The following is a 20,861-nucleotide window of genomic DNA, read 5'->3' on the forward strand; positions in this document are numbered from 1 at the left end:
GGATGAGCAGGAACAGCAGCGCGAGCGGGACGAACGCGATGACCGCGGCCAGTCCGTTCTGCAGAGCGGCGGGGAGATCCATGGGGGAGCCTTTCAGGCGCGAGTCCGCGGGCGGACGAGTGTGGAAGGTGTCTGGGGGCGGTGCGGGTGGTGGCGGCGGCCCGGTGGGGTGCCGGGCCGCCGCCGGTGGCGACTAGGAGCGGGTGTCGCGGTCGACGATGCTCTCGTCGGACGTCGTCGTGGTGGGGTCGACGAGCTCGATCTCCTCGTGGGAGACGTCCTCGGTGACCTGCTGCTGCTCGGTGACGGTCTCGGTGCCGAGGCTGACGCGCTCGACGGGCACGGTCTCCTTCGCGGTGACCACGCGCTCACCGGTGAGGATCACTTCGTGCTCCTCTTCGCTGAGCTCCGGGCCGGAGAGGGCGTCGCCGACGTTGGCGTCGGTGATCGCCTCGCGGGTGACGCGGACCTCGTCGTGGCTGACCGGGACGGTCTTGGTGACCTGCTCGGTGACGATGTGCTTGCGCAAGCGCGCGCGCCCGGCTTCGACCTTCTCAGTGCCCACGCGCAGGCGCTCCTCAGAGCGGGTCATCGCATCGTCGGTCGTCGGGCCGGAGGTGTCATAGCCCTCGGTGCCGGCGGTGTTCTGCGTGCGGTCGGTGTCCGCGGTGCGGTCGGCGTCCTGGTCGTAGAGGGGCGCCTCTGTCGGAGTGGCGTAGGAGTCGCCGCGGCCGTAGTAGTTGTAGAGCGTCTGCTCTTCGTCGGCGCTCAGGGCGCCGTCGTCGTCGACGCGGGGCGCGTCCTTGACGAAGGCCTTCTCGTAGCCGACGCGCAGGACGCCGCCCTCGAAGGTCGCATCTTCGAGCGGGGCGAACGACTCGCCGGAGCCGAACAGACCGGTGCGGATGGTCACCCAGGTCGGGGTCTGCGAGTCGTCGGCGATGTAGATCTGGCCGACGGTTCCGATCTTGCTGTCGTCGGTGCCGCGCACGTCGGCGCCGATCAGGTCGTTGATGTTGCTGCTGTCGATCATGATGTGCTCGCTTTCATCCGGGAATTAGCCGGCTCGGGATGGAGAGTGACGATTAGTTGCGGGTGTGAGGTCTAGTGAGGTCGGGGGAGTAGCCCGCGAAGTTCGGTGAGAAAGCGGAGGATGATTCGCCGCTCACCGGCTTCGAGGGACGTGGCGATGCTGTGCAGTGGCGTGCTGAGTGGATCGCTTAGGCGCGGGTCTCCGTGCTCGACGGCTAGGTGAAGGGTGATCTGGCGTCGGTCGGTGTCGGAGCGTTCGCGCCGAATCAGCCCGGCTTTGGTGAGTCTGTCGAGGACGTGCGTGACAGCTGCTGTGCTGATCCCCAGGTAGCGGGAGAGCCCGGTGGGTGTCGCGCTCTGCTCAGCCTGGCCAAACTCTTCGATGTAGACGACGGCCGCCCGTTCCATCCCCCGGAGTCCGATTCCTCGAACCTGCTGCCGGGAGGCGATGGTTTCGGCCACTCGCAGTTCTTCGACCGCTCGAATGAGTTCGTCAACGGTTGCGGCGTGGACGGCGTCGTGCATCAGAGCCTCTTCCTGGTGACCGGCCAACGGGGGCATCCCTCGGGAACTGCTCCCGGGAGGAGGGGTGTTAGTGGGTGCTCTTCGCGGCGACGGTGGTGCGGTCGCGGCGCGAGAGAACGCTGCGAACGCCCAGGGTTCCGCCGAAAGCGGCGAGGATCGCGCCCAGCAGGAGTCCGACGAAGGCGTACCAGGACGCGGTCTGTGCGGTTTCCGCGGCGTCATCAGCGACCTGTTGCGCGTTGTCAAGGGCTTGGCCGGCCTGATCCTGGGCGTCCTGCACGTCTTCCTCACTGACAGCGCCTTCGGCGTCGTCCGCGACCTGGTTGAGGTCGGTTCCCGACGCAGCCTGCGAGGCGGAGGACACGACGCCGCCGACAATTCCGCCCGCGGCACCGAGAACTCCTGCGCCCAGCCCGACGACGAGGGCGAGAGCGACGACGAGGGAGGTGGCCCAGGTGAGGAAGCCGTGCAGCAGGCCGCTGCGAAGTGCCAGCGCGCCGGCGACGAAGCCTCCGGCGATGAGGGCAAGTGCGAGCGCGATGATGCTCCAGATGCCGGCGCCGAGACCAGATCCGCCGAGGCCTATGCCGGCCGTGACGAGGGAGAGCAGGATCGTGACGGCAAGGAAGGTGATGACGCCTGCGACCACGGAGCCCCAGGAGATGTTCGAGTCGCGGCCGCCGCGCTCGGTGCCGATCAGCGACTCCTTCGCGATGTCGTTGTCGGTGGTGACGGCGCGAGCTGTCGTGTTGTGGTTGGCCAAAATTGCCTCTCATCAGGCATGAGCACGCGAGGGCGCGACAGCCGCAAAGGTTGCTTACAACGTAAGCTACCAAAAAAAGCTTACGGTGTAAACTGGGCTAAACTGAAGATGTGTGTGGTGCTTGCGTTTCACACTGTCGTCCTGCTAGCGGGGCGATCAGGTACTTCAGGAAGGTGTTCTCCGTGGCGGACTCGAGTAAAGAAGGCCAAGCGAGCCCGGGTGGAGGGAAGCTGAGCCGGGATCTGATCGTGACGACTGCTCTCGATCAGATCGATCGCCTTGGCGCTCAGGGCCTGTCGATGCGGTCGCTCGGTCAAGAGCTGGGCGTCGAGGCGATGTCGTTGTACCGGTATGTGCACGGCAAGGAGGATCTGCTCGAAGGCGTCATCGCGATGCTGATGCGAGACCTCACCGAGCGCCTCGTCGAGGCGAAGGGCCAGCACTGGCAGGAGTTCCTTCAAACGGTCGCGCACGAGGTCCGGCGTATCGCCACCGACCACCCTCGGGCATTCCCGCTGGTCGCGACTCGGCATCCGGCCGCGCCGTGGCTGAGGCCGCCGTTGCGGAGCATCGAGGTCGTCAACACCTTCCTCGAGGCGTTGACCATCGGCGGATTCACCGACGAGCAGGCTGTTGGCGCGTACCGCGCGTTCAGTAGTTTCCTGCTCGGCCAGTTGCTTCTGCAGTCAGTCGTTCACGGGGCCGAGGCCGGGCCGGCGGAGGAGCCCCTCGATGAAGGCGACGCAGACATCCCGCAGGGCGACGGCAACGTCTCGCTGGACATCGCTCCCGAAGTACGTCGACTACGTGTTCTGCTCAGCGAAGACCGTAGCGACGAGGAGTTCGAGATGTCCCTCGAAGCACTCCTCGATCGCCTCGACCGCGAGCTGTCGCAGTAGCCGCCGATCCACAAGCGCGACGCGGTGGCCGATCGTTGCCGACTGGCAGATGTTCATGACGCCGCTTCCTCCGCGCCGTATTCCCGCGAGTAGTGCGGATGGGGCGCGTCGAGACAGGTCGCATCCGCCGGCAGGAAGAGATGAGCGGAGCATCGTCGCGGACGGCTTGCTCTCGCCGCTCGTACCGAGCAGGAACACCTGACTCGATTCTGAGTTGGTCGAGGAACCACTCATCGCGGTCAGAGGACGACGAGGCCCTCGACGACGGCTTTGGCGATGTCGGAAACGCGGGATTCGTGGGAGCGGGCGTACTGGCGCAGCGTCCGCCAGGCGCTCTCCATATCGACGTTGCGGCTGTGCGCGATGATGCCCTTGGCTTGCTCGATGACGATGCGGGCGTCGAGGGCGTGCTGTAGCTGGGCGCGGGCGAGGGAGGCCTCTCTGATCGCCTGCTCCTGAACGAGGCCGATGGTGGCGACGTCAGCGATTGTCTGGGCGACGAGCACGTCCTTCACTTCGAACACGCCCGGGCTGTCGCTGAAGAAGTTCAGCGACCCGATCGTCTTCTGCCGCAACCGGAGGGGCACGGCATGCACGGACTGGTAGCCGGAGTCCTGTGCGGCGAGAGCGAATGCGGGCCATCGAAGCGTGATGTTTTCCCGGTCGCCGGCGGTGACGACGCTGCCGGATTCGTAGGAATCGACGCAGGGGCCGTCGCCAGCGGAGAGCTGCAGGACCTCGATTAGGTGGAGGCGTTCGCTGGTGGAGGCCATGACAACGAGGTCGCCGTGGGAATCGGCGAGGACGAGACCTACGTCGACGGCGTCGAAGATCGCCGCGCATCGCTCGACGAGGTCGTGAAGGAACTCGACCACATCGAAGTCGTCGACGAGGGTGTCGGCGACGACGGTCAGAGTCTCGAGAAGCAGTTCAGTGCGCGTAAAGGCGGGCATTGGGGGGCCTGCTTTCAGTGATCGGGGTCGGGGGAGTGGGAGGGGCCGGGGGAGAGATCGAGGCGGCAGGCGACGATGTCGGCGGCGACGGCCCTGACTGTGCGTGAAGTTCGGAAGGCGTGGGCGCGGAGAAGGAGCAGTGCGTCGGCGGGTGTGGTCTTGGTCTGGCTGATGATCATGCCGGTGGCCTGGTGCACTTCCCGGCGGGAGAGGGAGGGATCTCGCGAGACCGTGCCGGCGTGTGCGTCGGCGAGGGCTCGAGCGATAACTGTTCTGCCCAAGAGAGTCGCGATGCTCTTAGCGAGCTGCAGGCTCTCCGTGCTCGCCTGCGCCGAGGTGGCGCTGAACAGTGTGATAGCCCCGATATGGAGGGGGCCGAATGACAAGGGGAGGGCGAGCACGGAGCGGATGCCGGCTCCGGCCAGCGCGTAGGCGTAAAACGGCCAGCCCGCAGCAGCGTCGCCGTCGACGAAGGGTACGGCGATGGGGCGGTGGCTGTGGAAGGCCTGCCAGCTCGGGCCCTCGCCGAGATCAAGCTGCGTCTCATCCAGCGAGGCGCCGAGGTCACTCGTCGCGGCCAACGTTTCGATATCGAACGGAGAGCCCAGCGACGCGGCGGCCGCGTCGTCGAACGGCAACAGCTCCAGGAGCGAGGAGAGCAGAATCGAAAGGTCATCGGGTTCGCTCACCGCGGGCCCCCCGCCCGCCGGAGTTCAGAGGTGATCCAGTCAGGACGACAGCCCAGCTTCTGACCGCGACGGGAGCTGATCGCAGATGCTTCCCTACGCCGGCGTTTCGGACGTGGAAGGTATAGATGCCGCCGAGGTGCGGCCTGTCCTCATTGCAGTGCAGCGGGTTCACGGTTTGCCTCGTCCGAAAGGTTCAAGCCCATACCGCTGTGGGAGCTCGCGACAAGGTGCTCGATCCAGTCGCGGTTCACGGAAGGGAGCCGGGTGCCGGAGTAGTCGAAGTGCAGGGCTACTCCTGTTGCGATCCAGATCGCCTGACGGCCGATTCCGGACCCGTGACCGGGCAGCCATGAGAGATAGAAGCACTCCGCGCGGCGCAGCTTCAGGCCGACGACGATCTGGAGGTGGACGAGGAGACGGTCCTCGAACTCGAAGGTGCGGTGGTCGTAGCGCAGAACGCCCATCCTGGAGAGCTCCTCATGGTGAAGGGTTCGCCGGGTGTCAGGGGCGGGAAATGCCTCAGTGTGACAGGTTTGCACTCCGAGCGCCCGCGTAGTCAGGTGCCGAGATTGGTTGGAGCCGATGCTCCTTGTCGGTGCATCCGGAGGGTCGTTTCCCGTGCGCCCTGATCTGGGGGCGGCGGACACAAAGTCGCTACCTCTACCGTGAGACTAGCGACCCTGATCCTGCTGCTGTCCTCCTAAACGGATGAGCGAAGGGCGCGGACATGCGCGATCGTGCGGCAACGGCCAAGCCTCAAGTCTCCTGCTACTCGACGGAGCGCGCAGACCCCCAGGACGCTCTGCTGGAGCTTCTTGAGGCGTTGCGAGAAGTGGGAGCCATTCATCCTGGTTTAGCGGCGCTTGTTCGCGGGCACGCCTGCTCGCTTCTGCGCTCCTCGGATCGCGAGCAGCCTCATCGAGAACCCCCGGCCGACCAGACGCCCGCCCCTGCGGCCATTCAGGTAGACGGCCCCATCGACATGATGTAGCTCACCCCTTGCGGACGGCTTGTCATGGCCGACCGCGCGCCGATCATCGGCGACGGTTCCGACGCGAGAGGGCCAGTTCCCGAAGGAGAGAGCGCGTCCGGCCAGTCATGCACGGCTGCCTCCTCGAGCGCCTGGGTAGCCGGAGCTCCGATGGCAGGAAGGTGTCGAGACGGATTCACGAGTCCGACACTACGAATCGGATCACCGTCCCAATAGCCGACCGCCCAGTCGTTCAGCACGCTGCCGCCGACGTCGCAGCCAGTGCGGAGGCGGTGGCGAGCTGAAGGGGGAGGGCCGGCCCGTGAGGGGTGACCCCCCTCACACTCCCCGCCATCTCGTTCCGGGGGCGCGAGCTGCACTCGCGCAGCGGCGACGGAGCGCCGCCTAAGCGTCCAGCCGGCGGTGCCGGCCGCTGATGTTCACCCGATGGGCTCACGTTTCTTTGCCGGGAAGCCTTCGGCGGCTCGTCCGCTTCGCTCCCTCGTAGCCACCTCCGGGCTCCGTTCAAGTGGCTGCGCCACCGGCTCTTCCGAGACTTTCGACACGCGGCCGCTGCGCTCCCTTATTTCGCGCCGAAACTCTCTCCCCTAGCGCCCTGCGGGTTGCACTGCGCCCTCCGGTTGCCTGGGCGGAAAACCGCCTTCCTTACCGTTATTTCCGTGGATTCGGGGCAGTTGTAGGCTCCGGAACGCGCCAGGGGTCTCGGGTATGGCTGACCGCCTTCAGCCGACTGATGGCACGCCGGGATTAGCCGCCCGGGACCCCGCAACGGCAGGACCGCTCATTGAGAAACGCGACCAGATCGCCCCGTAAGGACATGCCGGCAAGGTCGTTCACGGCGCACCGCACCCCTCAACGGAAGGACACTGCGTGCCCCAACTCTGGGCCGGTATCGACGCCGGCAAGACCGAACACCACTGCGTCGTCATCGACGCCAACGGAACCAAGCTGCTCTCGCAACGGTTCAAGAACCGAGAGACGGCGATCCTGACCCTGATGGGCGACGTCGCGTCCCTGCCGGGTGGCACCGACGTCGCCTGGGCGACTGACCTGAACCACGGTGGGACGGGGCTGCTGCAGACGCTGCTCAGCTCCCACGCGCAGCCGCTGTTCTACATTTCGGGTCGCGTCGTGCACCACGCCTCGGGCGCCTATCGGGGTGAGGCGAAGACGGACGCGAAGGACGCGGTCATCATCGCCGACCAGGCGCGGACCCGGCGAGACGTAACGCTCATGCGCCAGGCCGACGAGGTCACCGCCGAGCTGCGGCTGCTGTCGGCGCGCCGGGAGGACCTGGTGCACGACCGCACCCGCGCCGTGAACCGGCTGCGCGCCATCCTGGTCCACTACTTCCCCTCGCTCGAGGGGGCCTTCAACTACGCGACGACCAGGGGACCGTTGGTGCTACTCACCCGGTACGCGACGCCCTCCGCGATCCGGCGGATGGGGGAAAGCCGGCTGGCGTCGTGGTTGAAGGGGCAGGGGTGTTGGAAGTCCGCGGCCGTGGCGAAGACAGCGGTCGATGCTGCTCGCGAGCAGACGTCGGTCGTTGTGGGGGAGGGGGCGGCGGCTCGGCTGGTGAGCCGGTCCGCGCGTGATCTGCTCCGCATCCGGGACGAGGTCGCGGAGATCGATGCGGAGATCGAAGCCGTTCTGCAGGACAGTAGCTCAGCGGATCTGCTGGTTTCGATTCCGGGGTTCGGGCGCAGGCTCGCTGCGGACTTCCTCGCCGCGACCGGTACTGACCTCGCCGCGTTCGAGACGGCCGACCGGCTGGCCAGCTTCGCGGGCCTCGCTCCCGTGCCGCGCGACTCCGGGAAGATCTCTGGCAACCACCACCGGCCACGGCGCTACGACCGGCGGCTGTTGAACGCCTGCTTCCAAGCGGCGTTCATCGCGTCCAGGAACTGCCCGGTCTCGCGCTCGTTCTACGAGCGGAAACGAGGAGAGGGCAAGTCGCACAAGCAAGCGCTGATCGCTCTCGCTCGACGACGCATCAACGTCATCTGGGCGATCTTCCGCGACCAAACCAGCTACAACTCCTCGCCAGCAGGCCCTGCCGATTCCGCGGCGCTGACGCTGCGGGCCGGCTCAGGCGGAAGCAGTGGGCCGCTATCGGGCGCGGAAGATGCACTCAGTGGAGCAACGCTCGTCCCGGTCGGGACACGCGGCGAGGTCGTGGTCCGCGCGGCTGAGGCGACTGCGCAGCTCGTCGAGCCGCGCCCGCTTCTCGTCCAGTTGCCGTACCCGCTCCGCGAGGAGCGGGCGCAGTTCGTTACGGACGTCCGTGCAGGAGGTGGTTTCGAGGGCGCGTAGGTGACGGCCGATGTCCTCGAGCGGGAGGCCGAGTTCCTTGCTGGACTCGATGAGGTCCAGGCGTGCGAGCACGTCCGCGTCGTAGTCGCGATACCCGTTGCTGCTGCGGCCGGGGGTGATGAGTCCGATGGACTCGTAGTACCGCAGCGCCGTCGCGGAGACGCCGCTGCGCTTGCTGACGTCCGAGATCCGCACACGCCGACCCTACGGCCGGAGCCCCCGCTTGACCTTCAAGCGGCTCGAACGTTTACCGTTGCACTTCGTGCCCCTCCTACTTCCCGGTCTGCTGCCGTGAGCGCGTTTGTCGAATGGCTCGAACATCGCCAGATCGCCCTCTATCTCGTCGCGATCGCGGCTGGCGCTGCGCTCGGGCTGCTGCTGCCCGCCGCGCACCGTCTGGAGGTCGCGATCGAGCCGGTGCTCGCGCTGCTGCTGTTCGCCACGTTCCTTGGCGTCCCGTTCGCTGCGATCGGCCGGTCTCTGCGTGACGGCCGTTTCCTCGCGGCGGTCGGGGTGTTGAACTTCGTCGTCGTTCCCGTCGTCGCCTATGGCCTGTCTCGGTTCGTGGCCGACAGCCAGGCGCTGCTGTTCGGGGTGCTGCTGGTGCTGCTGACGCCGTGCATCGACTACGTGATCGTCTTCGCCGGCCTTGCCGGCGGCGCGTCCGACCGGCTGCTCGCCGCGGCGCCGCTGCTGATGCTCGCGCAGATCCTGCTCCTGCCGCTGTACCTGCTGCTCTTCCTCGGACCGGAAGGCATCGCAGTGGTCGAGGTTGGCCCGTTCGCGCGCGCATTCCTCCTGCTCATCGTCGTACCGCTCACCGCGGCCGCCCTCGTGCAGGCACTCGGCCGCCGACACCGGGCGGGCCGGGTCATCGAGTCCACGATGCTCGGGCTCATGGTGCCGCTGATGATGGGGACCCTGTTCGTCGTCGTCGCCTCCCAGGCCGGCGCCGTCGGCGCGGCCGCCGGACAGCTGCTCGTCCTCGTCCCGATCTACGCCGGCTTCCTCCTCGTCATGGCCGCCGCCGGCCTGGGCGTCGCGCGACTCTTCCGCCTCGAGTACTCCGCGACCCGCGCACTCGTGTTCAGCGGCGCGACCCGCAACTCCCTCGTCGTTCTGCCGCTCGCGCTCGCGCTGCCCGCATCGCTCGCGCTCGCGCCGGTCGTCGTCGTCACGCAGACCCTCGTGGAGCTCGTCGGCATGGTCGTCTTCGTCCGCCTGATCCCACGCCTCGCGCCTGAACGCGCCGCGGCGCGGCCGTCGAACGAGGCGGATCGAGCCGTCTCGTAAAGGAAGTGCTCACCGTCGCGTGACGACGACGTCAGACTGCGGCGATCAGCCCAGCGAGGGACTCAAGGGCGCCGGGGACGAGGCGGTAGTAGGCCCAGGTCCCTCGCTTGTCGCGCGTCAAGATCCCGGCGTCGACCAAGACTTTCAGGTGGTGCGAGACGGTGGATTGGCCGAGCCCGAGCGGCTCGGTGAGGTCGCACACGCACGCCTCCTGGCCGTCGTGAGCGGCGATCATCGAGATCAGCCGCAGCCGTGCAGGGTCCGCGATTGCCCGCAGCGAGCGGGCGAGCATCTCGGCGTTCTCTGTGCTCATCGCCTCGCGGGTCAGGGGTGAGCAGCAGGCAGCGACGTCCGTCAGGGGGAGCATCTCGAGAACAGCCATGCCCCATCTTCCCACGGATCGACGGCTGTCGATATAGTCGGCCATGCATGCATCGACGTTGATCGATGCGGTCGCCCGTTCCGCCCGACGCCCTCGTTCCGCTTCAGCTCAGGAGTTCCGATGACCGCCCCCACCGTCCTCTTCGTCTGCATCCACAACGCGGGACGCTCGCAGATGGCCGCCGGCTACCTGCGCGCCCTCTCGAACGGTGCCGTCGAGGTCCTCTCCGGCGGGTCCGAGCCGGGCGATCAGATCAACCCGATGGCGATCGCCGCGATGGCGGAGGAGGGCATCGACATCTCGCAGGCCGTCCCCACGCTGATGACCACCGAGCAGGTGCGCGAGTCGGACGTCGTCATCACCATGGGCTGCGGCGACGTCTGCCCGATCTTCCCCGGCAAGCGCTACGAGGACTGGTCGCTCACCGACCCCAAGGGCAAGTCGCTCGACGAGGTCCGTCCGATCCGCGACGACATCAAGGCCCGCGTCGAAGCGCTGCTGGCCGAGCTGCTGCCCGCCGGCCGCTGACCCGACGAGCCGAGGATCCCGCTATGACGATGCTGCTGACCGTCCCACCCCGCGCTGATGAGCGCCGCCTCACCGGCCTGCCCGTCGCTGTGATCGGCGCCGGGCCCGTCGGCCTCGCCGCCGCCGCGCAGTTGCTCGAGCGAGGCCTCGACGTCGTGGTCTATGAAGCGGGCGAGAGTGCCGGTGCCGCGGTGCAGCAGTGGGGGCACACCCGCCTGTTCTCGCCGTGGGAGTACCTGGTCGACTCCGCTGCCGGACGCCTGCTCGATGCCGCCGGGTGGGAGGCGCCCGCGGCGAAGAAGCTGCCGACCGGGCACGAGTTCGTCCGCGACTACCTCGCGCCCCTCGCCGCGACGCCGCAGCTCGCCCCGGTCATCCGGTACCGCTCCCGCGTCACCGCCGTGACCCGCGAGGGCATGGACCGCACCCGCTCCACCGGCCGCGCCGGAACCCCGTTCCTGCTGCGCCTGGACACCCCGGACGGCGCCGTCGACGTCACCGCCCGCGCCGTCATCGATACCTCCGGCACCTACTCGACCCCCAACGCCCTCGCCTCCGCCGGCCTCGATCCAATCGGCGCCGCCGACGTCGCCGAGCACCTCAGCCACGCACTGCCCGACGTGCTCGGCGCCGACCGCGCCCGCTTCGCCGGACAGTGCGTCCTTGTCGTCGGCGCCGGCCACTCCGCCGCGAACACCCTCATCAAGCTCGCCCGACTCGCCCGCGAGGAACCGGGCACGAACGTCACCTGGGCGATCCGCGGCACCAGCCCGCTGCGCGTCTTCGGCTCGGGCGACGACGAGCTCGAGGAGCGCGGCAAGCTCGGCGGCACCGTCCACCAGCTCGTCCGCGACGGCGCGATCACCCTCCTCGACCACTTCGAAATCGACCGCCTCGAGAAGACCGCCACCGGCCGCGTCACTGTGATGGGGCGCCGCCGGAAGGAGCGCGAGAGCATCGAGGCCGACGTCGTCGTGCAGGCCACCGGGTTCCGGCCAGACCTCGACATGCTGCGCGAGATCCGCGTCTCCCTCGACGAGATCGTGGAGGCACCCCGCGCCCTCGCGACGCTGATCGACCCGAATCTGCACTCGTGTGGCACTGTCGACCCGCACGGCGTCGCGGAGCTCGCGCACCCCGAGCCGAACTTCTTCATCGCGGGGATGAAGTCGTACGGCAGGGCGCCGACCTTCCTGCTCGTCACCGGCTACGAGCAGGTCCGCTCCATCGCGGACGAGCTCGCCGGCGATCACGCCGCCGCCCGGCGCGTGCAGCTTGTGCTCCCTGAAACCGGCGTCTGCTCCACCGACATCGGATCCGCCGGAGGAAGCTGCTGCTCATGACCGGCATTCGGCCGATGCTCTCCGAGGACTGGGCGGGGGTCGAGACGATCTACCGAGAGGGCATCGCGACCGGGCACGCCACCTTCGAGGCCGAACCGCCGACCTGGGAGGCGTTCGATGCGGGAAAGCTGGAAGTCGGACGACTCGTCGCCGTCGACGGAGAACAGATCCTCGGCTGGAGTGCGCTGTCGAAGGTCTCGGCCCGGCCCGTCTACCAGGGGAGTGGTCGAGCACTCCGTCTACATCGCCGCCGCCGCCCGCGGCCGCGGTGTCGGTTCGACGCTGCTCGCCGCGCTCATCGCCGCGGCGGACGACGCAACCCTGTGGATGATCCAGTCGAGCATCTTCCCCGAGAACACCGCCAGCCTCGCCCTCCACGACCGCGCGGGATTCCGGCGCGTGGGTACTCGGGAGCGCATCGCACAGATGACGTACGGGCCAGAGGCCGGCCGTTGGCGCGACACGATCCTTACCGAGAGGCGGCGCCCGCGAGGCCGTGACTCGTCCAGGATCCGCGTGTATCGTGATCGTCACAACGGGCCGGTTCCCGGAACGTTGCCAGCCTAAGACCCCGCCTCGGTGGGGTCTTAGTTTTTAAGGCGTCCAGATCCAGTCGTGCGACGTCGACGCGCTGACCAGGCCACTCAACCGCGCCATCGTCGCCGCAGACTTCGGATGCTTCTCCGTCACCGTCTGGCGGCGCCGATGCAGGTAGACCGCGAGGTCCACCGCCTGTAGCCCGGCGGCGTTCCTCGAGGACGCGAACTGGATCGGGGACGAAATCAGATCGAGGCGGCTCCGCCGGTAGCCCGGCGTTCCCAGCAGTCGGTAGCTCTCGAACTGCCGCCGGTGCTCCTCCTGCGTCGCGATCTCGTCAGCGACGACGATCACCTCTTCCGTGTCGAAGGAGAAGACGTCACGGCGGTACTCGTTCACCCGCTCCAGCAGGTGCTGCAACACGACCTTGTGCGGCTGCTCCGGGTACCGGTACCGAGCGTTCAGCCGCTTCACGTCCACCCCACGGAACAGGTAACGGACCTCGGCCTCCTGCGCGATCCGCAGCGCGGCCGCATAGATGCCCGCCGCCTCACGATGCTTCCCCCGCAGGGGAGCCCACTCGCCGGCGCCGCCCATCAGCTCGTGCCCGTGGAACTCGACATCCGCCGGGACCCCGTGATCTGCGGCGATCTGCTCCCGAAGGGCCGCGTAGCCGTGCTCGAGCTGCTCCCACTTCTCCTGCGTCGTCACGGCAGCACCGATGAAGTAGAAGTCCTGGGTGTAGGACTCGTCCACGTAAGCGATCAACACCCGGTCATCATGACAGCGACCCCCGCCACCATCTGAGGCCGGACCTCCGGACGATTCCTCAGAGCACGTTTCCCACCCGGTAGATACCAGGGCGAGGGCACCACCGACCGATGCTCGGCGTGCACAGGCTCGACCCCGTGGTCAGCTCGTCGATGGAGCTCTTGGTGACGAGCGGGAGGTGTTGGCGCGGAAATCGGGCGGGTGTCGAGGAGGATGCTCCACCTGGTCGGAGGGACACGGCTGCAGTGTCCAGTCGGTAACCCGAATACAGACCAGGCACTGCAGCCGCGATCACTGACGTCGCCGCGGAGGCGACATCAGTGAACGATGGGGGGCCGCGACGGTGGGGGAGAAGGCGGTCATCCGAGGGTGACGCCGCGGGCTCGCATGAACGGTTCAGGGTCGACGCGTGCGCCGCCGGTGCGGGTTTCGTAGTGGGAGTGGCAGCCGGTGGACGCGCCGGTGGTGCCGACGAGAGCGATGATCTGGCCCGCGGTGACGGTCTGGCCGGCGTCGACGAGGAGGGTGGAGTTGTGGGCGTACCCGGTCTGGATCCCGTTGCCGTGATCCAGGAGGACCCAGTTGCCGTAGCTGCCGAAGGCGCCCGAGTAGGAGACGGTGCCGCTGGAGGCGGCGGCGACGGGGGTACCGCAGCTAGCGACGATGTCCGTCGCGTAGTGGAACGGGTTCACGCCAGCGACGGGCTGTTGCGGGCGGGGTCCGAAGGGACTGCTGATGCGGCCCGAAACGGGCTTCACCCACCCCTGGGAAGAAGGGCCGGCGACCGGCGCCCCGCCACCTGCGGGTGCGGTGCCTCCGGCCGGAGTACTGCTGGCTGGCGCAGCGGCGCGGGCAGCTTCGGCGATCCGGGCGGCTTCGGCCTGGGCAGCGATGCGGGCGGCTTCCTCGGCTGCTCGGGCTGCTTCCGCGGCGCGGCGCGCGTCCTCGCCTGTCTGGTAGTCGGCTTCGGTAGCGGCGCGGTTCTCGGTGAGGACGGCGAGTTGGCTGCGGAGGGTGCTCTCGTAGTCCTGCTGTTCCTGCACTCGGGTGTCGGCGGCCTCGCGCGCGGCGATCGCGTCGGCGAGAGCGGCGTCCGCGGCGGCCGCGAGGTCCGCGAGAGCGTCGCGGGCGATCTCTGCCTGGGCGGTGAGGGCGGTGGCGGTGTTGGAGTCGGTGCGGGCGGTCGTGTAGATCGCGTCGGTCTTCTCCGTCAGCTTGGTCATCGATGCGAGCTGATCGAGCAGGCTGCCGCTGTCGGGGCTGGTCAGCAGCGCGAGAGTGAGGTTCGTGCCGCCGGCACGGGAGAGGGTGGACGCGAGCTGGCCGGCCTGCTTCCGGGACTGCTCCGCGAGGGCTGTCGCCTCATCCGCGGCGGTCTGGAGCTCGTCGGCTCGGTAGGTGGCGTCGTCGAGAGTCGCCTGCGCTTTCTCGTAGTCGGCGACGCGCGCGTCCTGGGCGCTGCGCGCGGTGTCGGCGTTGTCGCGCAGTCCGGTGAGCAGGGCGGTGATCTCCCCGATCTGCGTCTGCTTACTGGTCTCGCTGGAGCGGGCCGCTTCGACGTCCTCCCAGCTCGGATACTCCGCCGCGATCGCCGGAGCGGGAGTGAGAACGGCCAGCAGGACGGTGAGGGCGACCGCGGAGACCGCGAAGCGGTGGACCCTGCGGCGCGGGGTGTGGTGGTGGCGGGTCATGCGGAGGCCTCCGTCGTGCGTCGGGGTCGTCGAGCGAGGTTGAGGAGTGCGCTGGTGGTCAGGGCGGTGACGGTGGCGGCGATGAGGGCGACCGCGCCCGCGCGGCCCTGATCGAAGAGGACGGTGTCGTCGGGATAGAGCATCGCGATCCACCACGACGGAGCGAGGATGCTGCCGGTGTCGCGCAGCGTCCAGCCGAGGATGAGGAATCCGGCCACGGTGGCGAGCAGGGTGAGCAGCTGCTCGATGGCGTCGCTGGTGCGTTCGGGGCGATGGGAGAGGGCGGTGGCGAGCAGCAGTCCGGTGGTGATGCTGGTGGCGATGATCGCGGCGCGCCCCTGGTAGAAGAACAGTGACCATTGCAGCCAGTCGGTGCCGTAGTACGCGGCGAGGTTCGCGAGGAACAGGACCACGGCGACGCTGGGCCGCCGCAGCACCTGCCCGAGGACCCCGGGCCGGCGTGAAGCGCGGGCGGGGGTGGACGGCGGCAGGTGTGCGGCGCGGTTCGCGCGGTGAAGTTCGACTGGTCTCCCGGCGACGAGCAGCGCGGGGACGACGGCGGCGAGAAGCAGGTGCTGTCCGAGGAGGGTGCTGAGGTGCACTTGCGCGTAGACGCCGGGTCCTCCGTTGGTCGCCCAGAGCAGCACGAGAGCGCCGGCGCACCAGGCGATCGTGCGCCGGAGAGGCCAGGTGCGGCCGATGCGGCGCAGCTGGGTGAGGGTGCGCAGGTACCAGAGGGCCACGGTCACGGCGGCGGCGAGGCCGATCCAGTCCAGGTGCCAGGAGGTGAACAGGCGGCCGACGGTGACCGGGTCGGGGTAGGGGTAGCCGAGGAGGTTGCGGCGGGGATCGTTCACCGTCGCGTCACCGATCGGGGGCTCGGACAGGGAAAGGGCGACGGACACGCCGATCGTGGCGGCCATGATCACCAGCTCCACCGCGGCGAGGCGGAGGAACGCCCGGCGACGCCGGCTCTCGATTCGCAGGCCGGGCAGCATGCGGGTGCGGTGCCACGCGCCGATAGCCCCGAGTGCCAGCAGGGCGGTGGTCTTGATGATCAGCAGCGTCCCGTAGGGGGTGGCGAGATCGGTGGGGTCGGAGAGGCGGAGGGAAGCGTTGATGATCCCGGAGAGGGCGACGGCGGCGAACGCGAACCCGGCGACCCGCGAGTACCGCTCGGCGACGTCGGGCAGGGCCGCGCCGAGGCGTCGGGCTAGGAGGACGACGCCGAGCAGGCCTCCAGCCCACAGGGTCACACCGATCAGGTGCACGGCGAGGCTGTTCACGGCGTTGATGTGCTCGTCGGCGCCGGCCGCGTGACCGGTCAACGCAAGCGGGAGCAGCGCGAACAAGGCGAGCGCGAACGCGGCACCGCTCCACGCCCGGTCGGGGGTGAGCAGGGTGATCACGTGCACGGCCGCGGCGGCGGCGAGGGAGAGCAGCAGGACCTGACCGAGCTCGAGCTGGGTGATGTAGAACCACAGCTGCGCGGGGAACGTGGGGGAGCTGACGGGGGCGCCGATCGCGTTGGCGACGGTGAACACCAGGACCGCAGCGGCGGAGAGGACCCAGCCGGCCGCCGCCCAGGACGCCCACCGGATCGCCGTCTCCCGAACCGCGTCCCCGGGACGGTTCGAGCGGGGCAGGAGAAGGGCGACGAGGAGCAGGCCCACGGTGAGCGTCGCGGCGAGGTCGTGCAGGACGCGGGCGAGGGGCAGGCCGCGAGTGGCGACGACGCCGGGGTCGATGAGGAGCCGATCGGGATCGAGGGCGCCGGTCGCGGCGAGGGCGAGCAGTGCGGCGCCGGCTGCGAGGGGCGCGCCGAGGATCAGCGCGACGCGGGTCGTCCGTGAGGGGCGCTGCGGTGCGGCGTCGAGGGCGGGGTGTGTGCTGGGCACTGCGGGGTGGCTCGTCTCGTCGATCGGGGAGGTCCGGTGGGGGTGCGTCATGTGCGGGGTCAGATGGGGGTGACGAAGCCGTTGATGAGGTTCTGGAGGCGGTAGATCCCCTCGGTCCACAGGCCCGTGAGCATGGCGATGCCGATGAGGATGAGCAGCGCTCCGCCGAGGAGATTGATGGTGCGGATGTGGCGTTTGAGGAACGCTGTCGCGGTGCTCGCCCAGGAGAAGCCGAGGGCGATGAGCAGGAACGGGATCCCCAAGCCGAGGCAGTAGAGCAGCCCGAGGAGGGCGCCGCGGCCGGCGGAGGCGCCGTCGAGGCTGAGGGCGGAGATCGCGGCGAGGGTGGGTCCGAAGCAGGGCGTCCAGCCTAGGCCGAAGACGACGCCGAGAAGGGGCGCGCCGAGCAGGCCGGTCGCGGGCTTCCATCGAGGCTTGATGGTGCGTTGCAGGAAGCGGATCTGGCCGATGAACACGACGCCCATGAGGATCACGAACGCCCCCAGGATCCGCGTGATCACGTCCTGCCACTGCAGCAGCCAGGTGCCCAGGGCACCGAACGCGGCGCCGTAGGCGGTGAACACGACGGCGAAGCCGCTGATGAACAGTCCCACCCCGAGCAGCAGCCGGCGGCGGCTTCCGGTGGCGAGGTCGGGGTTCCCGCCGATGTAGGCGAGGTAGCCGGGAACGAGGGGGAGCACGCACGGAGACGCGAAGGACACCAGTCCCGCGAGGATCGCGATGGGCGCGGCGAGCAGCAGCTGGCCGGCGAAGACGGTCTCGCTCCAATTCACGGCGCCGTCTCCGCGATCGTGTCCGCGATGAGGGTGTCGAGGATGGAGCGGGCGGTGACTCGTCCGAGGATGCGGGACGCGGGACGCCCCTCCGCGTCCAGGACGATGGTGGTGGGGACGGCGTTCGCAGCGAACTTCCCGGAGAACGCGAGCTGCGCGCCCGCGTCGACGTCGACGATCGAGGGGTAGGTGATGCCGTACGTCTGGGCGAAGGCGGCCGCGGTGTCGGCCTGGTCGCGCACGTTGACGCCGAGGAACTCCGCGCCCTGCCCGGTGTACTGCTCGTACAGGGCCTGCAGATCGGGTGCCTCCGCGCGGCAGGGGGCGCAGGCGGCGTACCAGAAGTTCACGACCAGGACCGTGCCGCGATAGTCCTCGGCCGTGATCGTCTCGCCCGTCTCGCTGAGCCCGGTGAACTCCACCGGCTCGCCTCGCGTCTCGGCCGGCCACTCGACGACGGTCCCGTCGCCGGCAACGTAGTTCTTGTTCGACCCGGTCCGGTACTGCTCCGACAGCTCATCCTGGGCGCAGCCGGTCGTGGCCAGCGCGACGGCCGCGACCATCGGCAAGGTGAGCAGGGTGCGTCGCGGGACGCCGGTCACGAGGCGAGCGCGGCGTCGAGGGCCGCCTTGATGTCGTCGAGTCGTTGAAGATCGATCGCCTCGTCGTTGACGAAGATGGTGGGGGTGCCCTGCACTCCGAGGTCCTGACCGGCCTGGAAATCGAAATCGACGCGCTCGGCGGTGGCCGGGTCGGCGACGTCGGCGTCGAACTGGGCCATATCCAGCCCGAGCTCCTCGGCGAAGCCGCGGAACACGTCGGCCTTGGAGTCCTGGCTCTCGCCCCAGCTGGCCTGCGTCTGGAACATCCGGTCGTACATGTCCTCGAACCGGTCCTGCTGCGCGGCGGCCTCGACCGCGATCGCCGCGTTCTTCGAATTGCGGTGCGAGGGGATCGGGAAGTAGCGGGTCGCGAACGTGACACGGCCGGCGTACTCCTCCCGCAGTTCCTCGATGGTCGGGTACACCTGCCCGCAGACCTCGCATTCGAAGTCGAGGAACTCCACCAACGTCACTTCCCCGTTCTCGGCGACGTCGAGACGGTGGGTGTTCTCCTCCAGCACCGCGGTCGACGCGGCGACCTCCTCGCGTGAGGGCGAGAACGGGCGGAACGTCGTGATCGCCGCGATGACCGCGACGATCAGGACGACGGCGCCGATCGCGATGAGGTTGACCTTGGTGCTGGTTTTCATGGGGTGCTTTCTGTCAGGCCGGAGGTCGGCAGAAACGGTGGAGTAGGGGCTGCTCGGGTCAGGGTTCGCGGGAGCAGTCCGTGCCGGAGCGCTCGTCGGTCTCGGTGTGGGAGGTGCGGGGAAGGGTGTGCACGAGGACGGTGTGACCGATGTGCTCGAGCCCGCGTTCGAGGAACTCGCGCACGTGCTCATCAGCGATCGTGTACGACGCGCTCCGGCCTTCGCGGTGCACCTCGACGACGCGGTGCGAGCGCAGCAGTCGCAGCGCGTGCGAGGTCGCGGAGGGGCTGAGACCGCTGTGCTCGGCGAGCTCGCCGACGGTGCGCGTGCCGGGGAGCAGGGTGATGAGGATCCGCAGGCGTCCGGGATCGCCGAGGAGCCCGAAGACGTCGGCGAGATCCTCGATCATCACGGTGGAGGGCATCGCGTCGACGGGAAGCGCGGTGACGGGCGCGGCGGGCGGGGAGTCGGGGGTGTCGGTGCTCATCACTGCCTAGATCAGGTTCGTGGTCTCGGAGAACTCTTCGGGCTCGCACTGGATCGTGACGTGCTCGATGTGGTGGGTGTCCTTGAGGACGACGAGGACCCCGGCGAGGACCTTCTCGTAGTCGGCGCCGCGTTCGAGGACGATGTGCCCGCTCGCGCTGTCCATCCCGGAGGTGATGGTCCACACGTGCAGATCGTGCAGCGCGACCACGCCAGGGACGGCGAGGACGTCGCGCTGAATGGCGGGCATGTCGACGTCGTCGGGAGCGGACTCCATCAGGATCCGCAGCGCCTGGCGGGTGAGGTTCCAGGTGCGGGGCAGGATGAACAGTCCGATGCCGACACCGATGATCGGGTCCGCGTACGGCCAGCCGGTGGTGAGCAGGATGATCGCGGCGACGATCACGCCGACGGATCCGAGCAGGTCGCCCATCACTTCGAGGTAGGCGCCCTTGAGGTTCAGGCTCTCCTTCGATCCCGCCATCAGCAGCCGGAAGCTGATCAGGTTGATGATCAGCCCGATCACCGCGGTGATCAGCAGCGGCGCTCCCGGGACCGCGGGCGGTTCGGAGAAGCGCTGCACGGCCTCGAAGATCACGTACCCGGCGACCGCGAACAGCAGGATCCCGTTCGCCAACGCCGCGAGGACCTCGAGCCGGTAGAAGCCGTAGGTGCGCTGCGAGGTCGCGGGGCGGGAGGCGAGCGTGATCGCCGCCAGCGCCATTCCGAGCCCGAGGACGTCGGTGCCCATGTGGGCAGCGTCGGAGATGAGAGCGAGCGAGTTGACGGAGAACCCGACGACGAACTCGACCACCATGTACGCCGCGGTGAGGCAGAACGCGATGACGAGGGGCCGGCGGTGCTTGCCGGCGGCGGACACGGCGGACCCGTGAGCGTGATCAGATCCCACGAGCACCACCCTTAATAGCTGCATTAGTGAACATATGAACAGTCTTGCACTTGTCGGTGGATCGCGGTGCGGTTCTATCCCGCATTGTTCGAGAGCCAGGCGTAGGGGTCGATGGGGTCGGTGCCGCCTTCCCACACCTCGAGGTGCAGGTGGGGGCCGGTGCTCTGGCCGGTGGAGCCGACGGCTCCCAGACGCTGACCGGCTTTCACGGGTTGCCCTTCGGTGACGGTGAGGGATCCCCACTCCATGTGGGCGTAGAGGGTGCTCACGAGTTCGCCGTCGACAACGTGGTCGATGACGGCGTAGTTGCCGAATCCGGTGTCGGTCTCGCCGGTCTCGCGGACCACGCCGTCGGCGACGGCGCTGATCGGAGTGCCGGCGCCGGGGGTCATGTCCAGGCCTTTGTGGAAGGTGGAGCAGCCGCTGCACGGCGCCACTCGAGGGCCGTAGTCATCGGAGATGCGCACGCCGACAGGGAAGGGCCAGCGCACGGAGCCGCTGGAGAGCTCGGTCGCCGTGGACCCGGTCTCGGTCGCTGCTTCCGAATCGTCGTCAGTTGCGTCGAGGGGGCCCACGGCGTCGGTCGTCTCGGTGGTGACCTCGACGATGCGTGCGGGTGCAGCGGCGGCCGTGAAGTTGTCGCGGATGACGATGCTGTCAGGCAGGTCGGAGGCGACGAAGGCTTGCGCGCTGACCGCGGCGGCGACTCCCGGGGTCTGCGAGGCGGCCGCACTGGAGGCGGGCAGCAGCGTGCCCGGGAGGGCCATGACGGTGGCGAGCGCGATCGCGGAGAACGCGGCCGCCGCCG

Annotated in this window: 20 protein-coding genes and 2 pseudogenes; 6 read left to right on the plus strand and 16 right to left on the minus strand. The window is 68.7% G+C overall.

Going from position 1 to position 20,861, the window contains the following annotated elements; genetic code table 11:
• Positions 1-193: 193 nt before the first annotated feature.
• The 3 genes from EDF43_RS20870 to EDF43_RS22055 all read right to left on the minus strand — a co-directional run bounded on the left by EDF43_RS20870 (position 194) and on the right by EDF43_RS22055 (position 2,320).
• On the minus strand, positions 194-1,033 hold the full coding sequence (locus tag EDF43_RS20870) for a PRC and DUF2382 domain-containing protein (RefSeq protein ID WP_132438446.1): 840 nt from the start codon (positions 1,031-1,033) through the stop codon (positions 194-196).
• A 71-nt stretch (positions 1,034-1,104) separates the two neighbouring features.
• Positions 1,105-1,557 (minus strand): MarR family transcriptional regulator, encoded by a 453-nt coding sequence (locus tag EDF43_RS20875; RefSeq protein ID WP_165909238.1) that lies wholly within the window; start codon positions 1,555-1,557, stop codon positions 1,105-1,107.
• Between the two features lie 67 nt (positions 1,558-1,624).
• Positions 1,625-2,320 carry a hypothetical protein gene (locus EDF43_RS22055; RefSeq protein ID WP_165909237.1) on the minus strand — a complete coding sequence of 232 codons (696 nt, stop codon included), beginning with the start codon at positions 2,318-2,320 and terminating at the stop codon, positions 1,625-1,627.
• Positions 2,321-2,568: 248 nt separating this feature from the next.
• Here EDF43_RS22055 and EDF43_RS20880 point away from each other — a divergent pair, with 248 nt between their 5' ends.
• Positions 2,569-3,219 (plus strand): TetR/AcrR family transcriptional regulator C-terminal domain-containing protein, encoded by a 651-nt coding sequence (locus EDF43_RS20880; protein ID WP_243646398.1) that lies wholly within the window; start codon positions 2,569-2,571, stop codon positions 3,217-3,219.
• A gap of 239 nt (positions 3,220-3,458) precedes the next feature.
• Here EDF43_RS20880 and EDF43_RS20885 read toward each other — a convergent pair whose 3' ends face one another.
• From EDF43_RS20885 to EDF43_RS20895, 3 genes are all read right to left on the minus strand, one after another.
• Positions 3,459-4,172 (minus strand): GAF and ANTAR domain-containing protein, encoded by a 714-nt coding sequence (locus tag EDF43_RS20885; protein ID WP_132438444.1) that lies wholly within the window; start codon positions 4,170-4,172, stop codon positions 3,459-3,461.
• Positions 4,173-4,186: 14 nt separating this feature from the next.
• On the minus strand, positions 4,187-4,861 hold the full coding sequence (locus EDF43_RS20890) for a GAF and ANTAR domain-containing protein (RefSeq protein WP_132438443.1): 675 nt from the start codon (positions 4,859-4,861) through the stop codon (positions 4,187-4,189).
• A gap of 149 nt (positions 4,862-5,010) precedes the next feature.
• Entirely contained in the window at positions 5,011-5,325 is a 315-nt protein-coding gene (locus tag EDF43_RS20895; RefSeq protein ID WP_132438442.1) for a hypothetical protein, read from the minus strand.
• Between the two features lie 1,397 nt (positions 5,326-6,722).
• On the opposite strand from EDF43_RS20895, the pseudogene EDF43_RS20900 reads away from it, so the two are divergent.
• Positions 6,723-7,877, plus strand: a pseudogene (locus EDF43_RS20900) (IS110 family transposase); the annotation flags it as partial.
• Between the two features lie 291 nt (positions 7,878-8,168).
• Positions 8,169-9,461 (plus strand): bile acid:sodium symporter, encoded by a 1,293-nt coding sequence (locus EDF43_RS20910; RefSeq protein WP_347812546.1) that lies wholly within the window; start codon positions 8,169-8,171, stop codon positions 9,459-9,461.
• Positions 9,462-9,492: 31 nt separating this feature from the next.
• Here EDF43_RS20910 and EDF43_RS20915 read toward each other — a convergent pair whose 3' ends face one another.
• A complete protein-coding gene (locus tag EDF43_RS20915; protein WP_132438439.1) occupies positions 9,493-9,843 on the minus strand; it encodes a metalloregulator ArsR/SmtB family transcription factor in 351 nt (116 codons plus the stop codon).
• 120 nt (positions 9,844-9,963) lie between these two features.
• Here EDF43_RS20915 and EDF43_RS20920 point away from each other — a divergent pair, with 120 nt between their 5' ends.
• From EDF43_RS20920 to EDF43_RS20930, 3 genes and pseudogenes are all read left to right on the plus strand, one after another.
• Positions 9,964-10,371 carry an arsenate reductase ArsC gene (locus tag EDF43_RS20920; RefSeq protein WP_132438438.1) on the plus strand — a complete coding sequence of 136 codons (408 nt, stop codon included), beginning with the start codon at positions 9,964-9,966 and terminating at the stop codon, positions 10,369-10,371.
• A gap of 23 nt (positions 10,372-10,394) precedes the next feature.
• Entirely contained in the window at positions 10,395-11,714 is a 1,320-nt protein-coding gene (locus EDF43_RS20925) for an FAD-dependent oxidoreductase (RefSeq protein ID WP_132438437.1), read from the plus strand.
• Positions 11,711-12,281, plus strand: a pseudogene (locus EDF43_RS20930) (N-acetyltransferase family protein). Before EDF43_RS20925 ends, EDF43_RS20930 begins: the two are co-directional and overlap by 4 nt.
• A gap of 27 nt (positions 12,282-12,308) precedes the next feature.
• Here the strand turns inward: EDF43_RS20930 and EDF43_RS20935 are convergent.
• The 9 genes from EDF43_RS20935 to EDF43_RS20975 all read right to left on the minus strand — a co-directional run bounded on the left by EDF43_RS20935 (position 12,309) and on the right by EDF43_RS20975 (position 20,820).
• A complete protein-coding gene (locus EDF43_RS20935; RefSeq protein ID WP_165909236.1) occupies positions 12,309-13,022 on the minus strand; it encodes a DUF3800 domain-containing protein in 714 nt (237 codons plus the stop codon).
• Between the two features lie 359 nt (positions 13,023-13,381).
• Positions 13,382-14,713 (minus strand): M23 family metallopeptidase, encoded by a 1,332-nt coding sequence (locus EDF43_RS20940; RefSeq protein WP_132438436.1) that lies wholly within the window; start codon positions 14,711-14,713, stop codon positions 13,382-13,384.
• Positions 14,710-16,611: a cytochrome c oxidase assembly protein gene (locus EDF43_RS20945; RefSeq protein ID WP_165909235.1), complete on the minus strand. Its 1,902-nt coding sequence runs from the start codon at positions 16,609-16,611 to the stop codon at positions 14,710-14,712. The genes EDF43_RS20940 and EDF43_RS20945 overlap by 4 nt, the downstream gene beginning before the upstream one ends.
• A 59-nt stretch (positions 16,612-16,670) precedes the next feature.
• The gene (locus EDF43_RS20950) at positions 16,671-17,405 is read right to left on the minus strand and encodes a cytochrome c biogenesis protein CcdA (protein WP_132438434.1); all 735 of its coding nucleotides are present in this window, start codon (positions 17,403-17,405) and stop codon (positions 16,671-16,673) included.
• Positions 17,402-18,007: a TlpA disulfide reductase family protein gene (locus tag EDF43_RS20955; RefSeq protein ID WP_243646397.1), complete on the minus strand. Its 606-nt coding sequence runs from the start codon at positions 18,005-18,007 to the stop codon at positions 17,402-17,404. Before EDF43_RS20955 ends, EDF43_RS20950 begins: the two co-directional genes overlap by 4 nt.
• Positions 18,004-18,657 carry a thioredoxin domain-containing protein gene (locus EDF43_RS20960; RefSeq protein ID WP_104349113.1) on the minus strand — a complete coding sequence of 218 codons (654 nt, stop codon included), beginning with the start codon at positions 18,655-18,657 and terminating at the stop codon, positions 18,004-18,006. The genes EDF43_RS20955 and EDF43_RS20960 overlap by 4 nt, the downstream gene beginning before the upstream one ends.
• A 58-nt stretch (positions 18,658-18,715) precedes the next feature.
• Entirely contained in the window at positions 18,716-19,144 is a 429-nt protein-coding gene (locus tag EDF43_RS20965) for a metalloregulator ArsR/SmtB family transcription factor (RefSeq protein ID WP_243646396.1), read from the minus strand.
• A gap of 6 nt (positions 19,145-19,150) precedes the next feature.
• The gene (locus EDF43_RS20970; protein WP_104349166.1) at positions 19,151-20,053 is read right to left on the minus strand and encodes a cation diffusion facilitator family transporter; all 903 of its coding nucleotides are present in this window, start codon (positions 20,051-20,053) and stop codon (positions 19,151-19,153) included.
• 74 nt (positions 20,054-20,127) lie between these two features.
• Entirely contained in the window at positions 20,128-20,820 is a 693-nt protein-coding gene (locus EDF43_RS20975; protein ID WP_165909234.1) for a M23 family metallopeptidase, read from the minus strand.
• Positions 20,821-20,861 lie beyond the last annotated feature (41 nt).

The sequence above is a fragment of the Rathayibacter sp. PhB179 genome (assembly GCF_004345345.1).
Taxonomy (GTDB): Bacteria; Actinomycetota; Actinomycetes; order Actinomycetales; family Microbacteriaceae; genus Rathayibacter; species Rathayibacter festucae.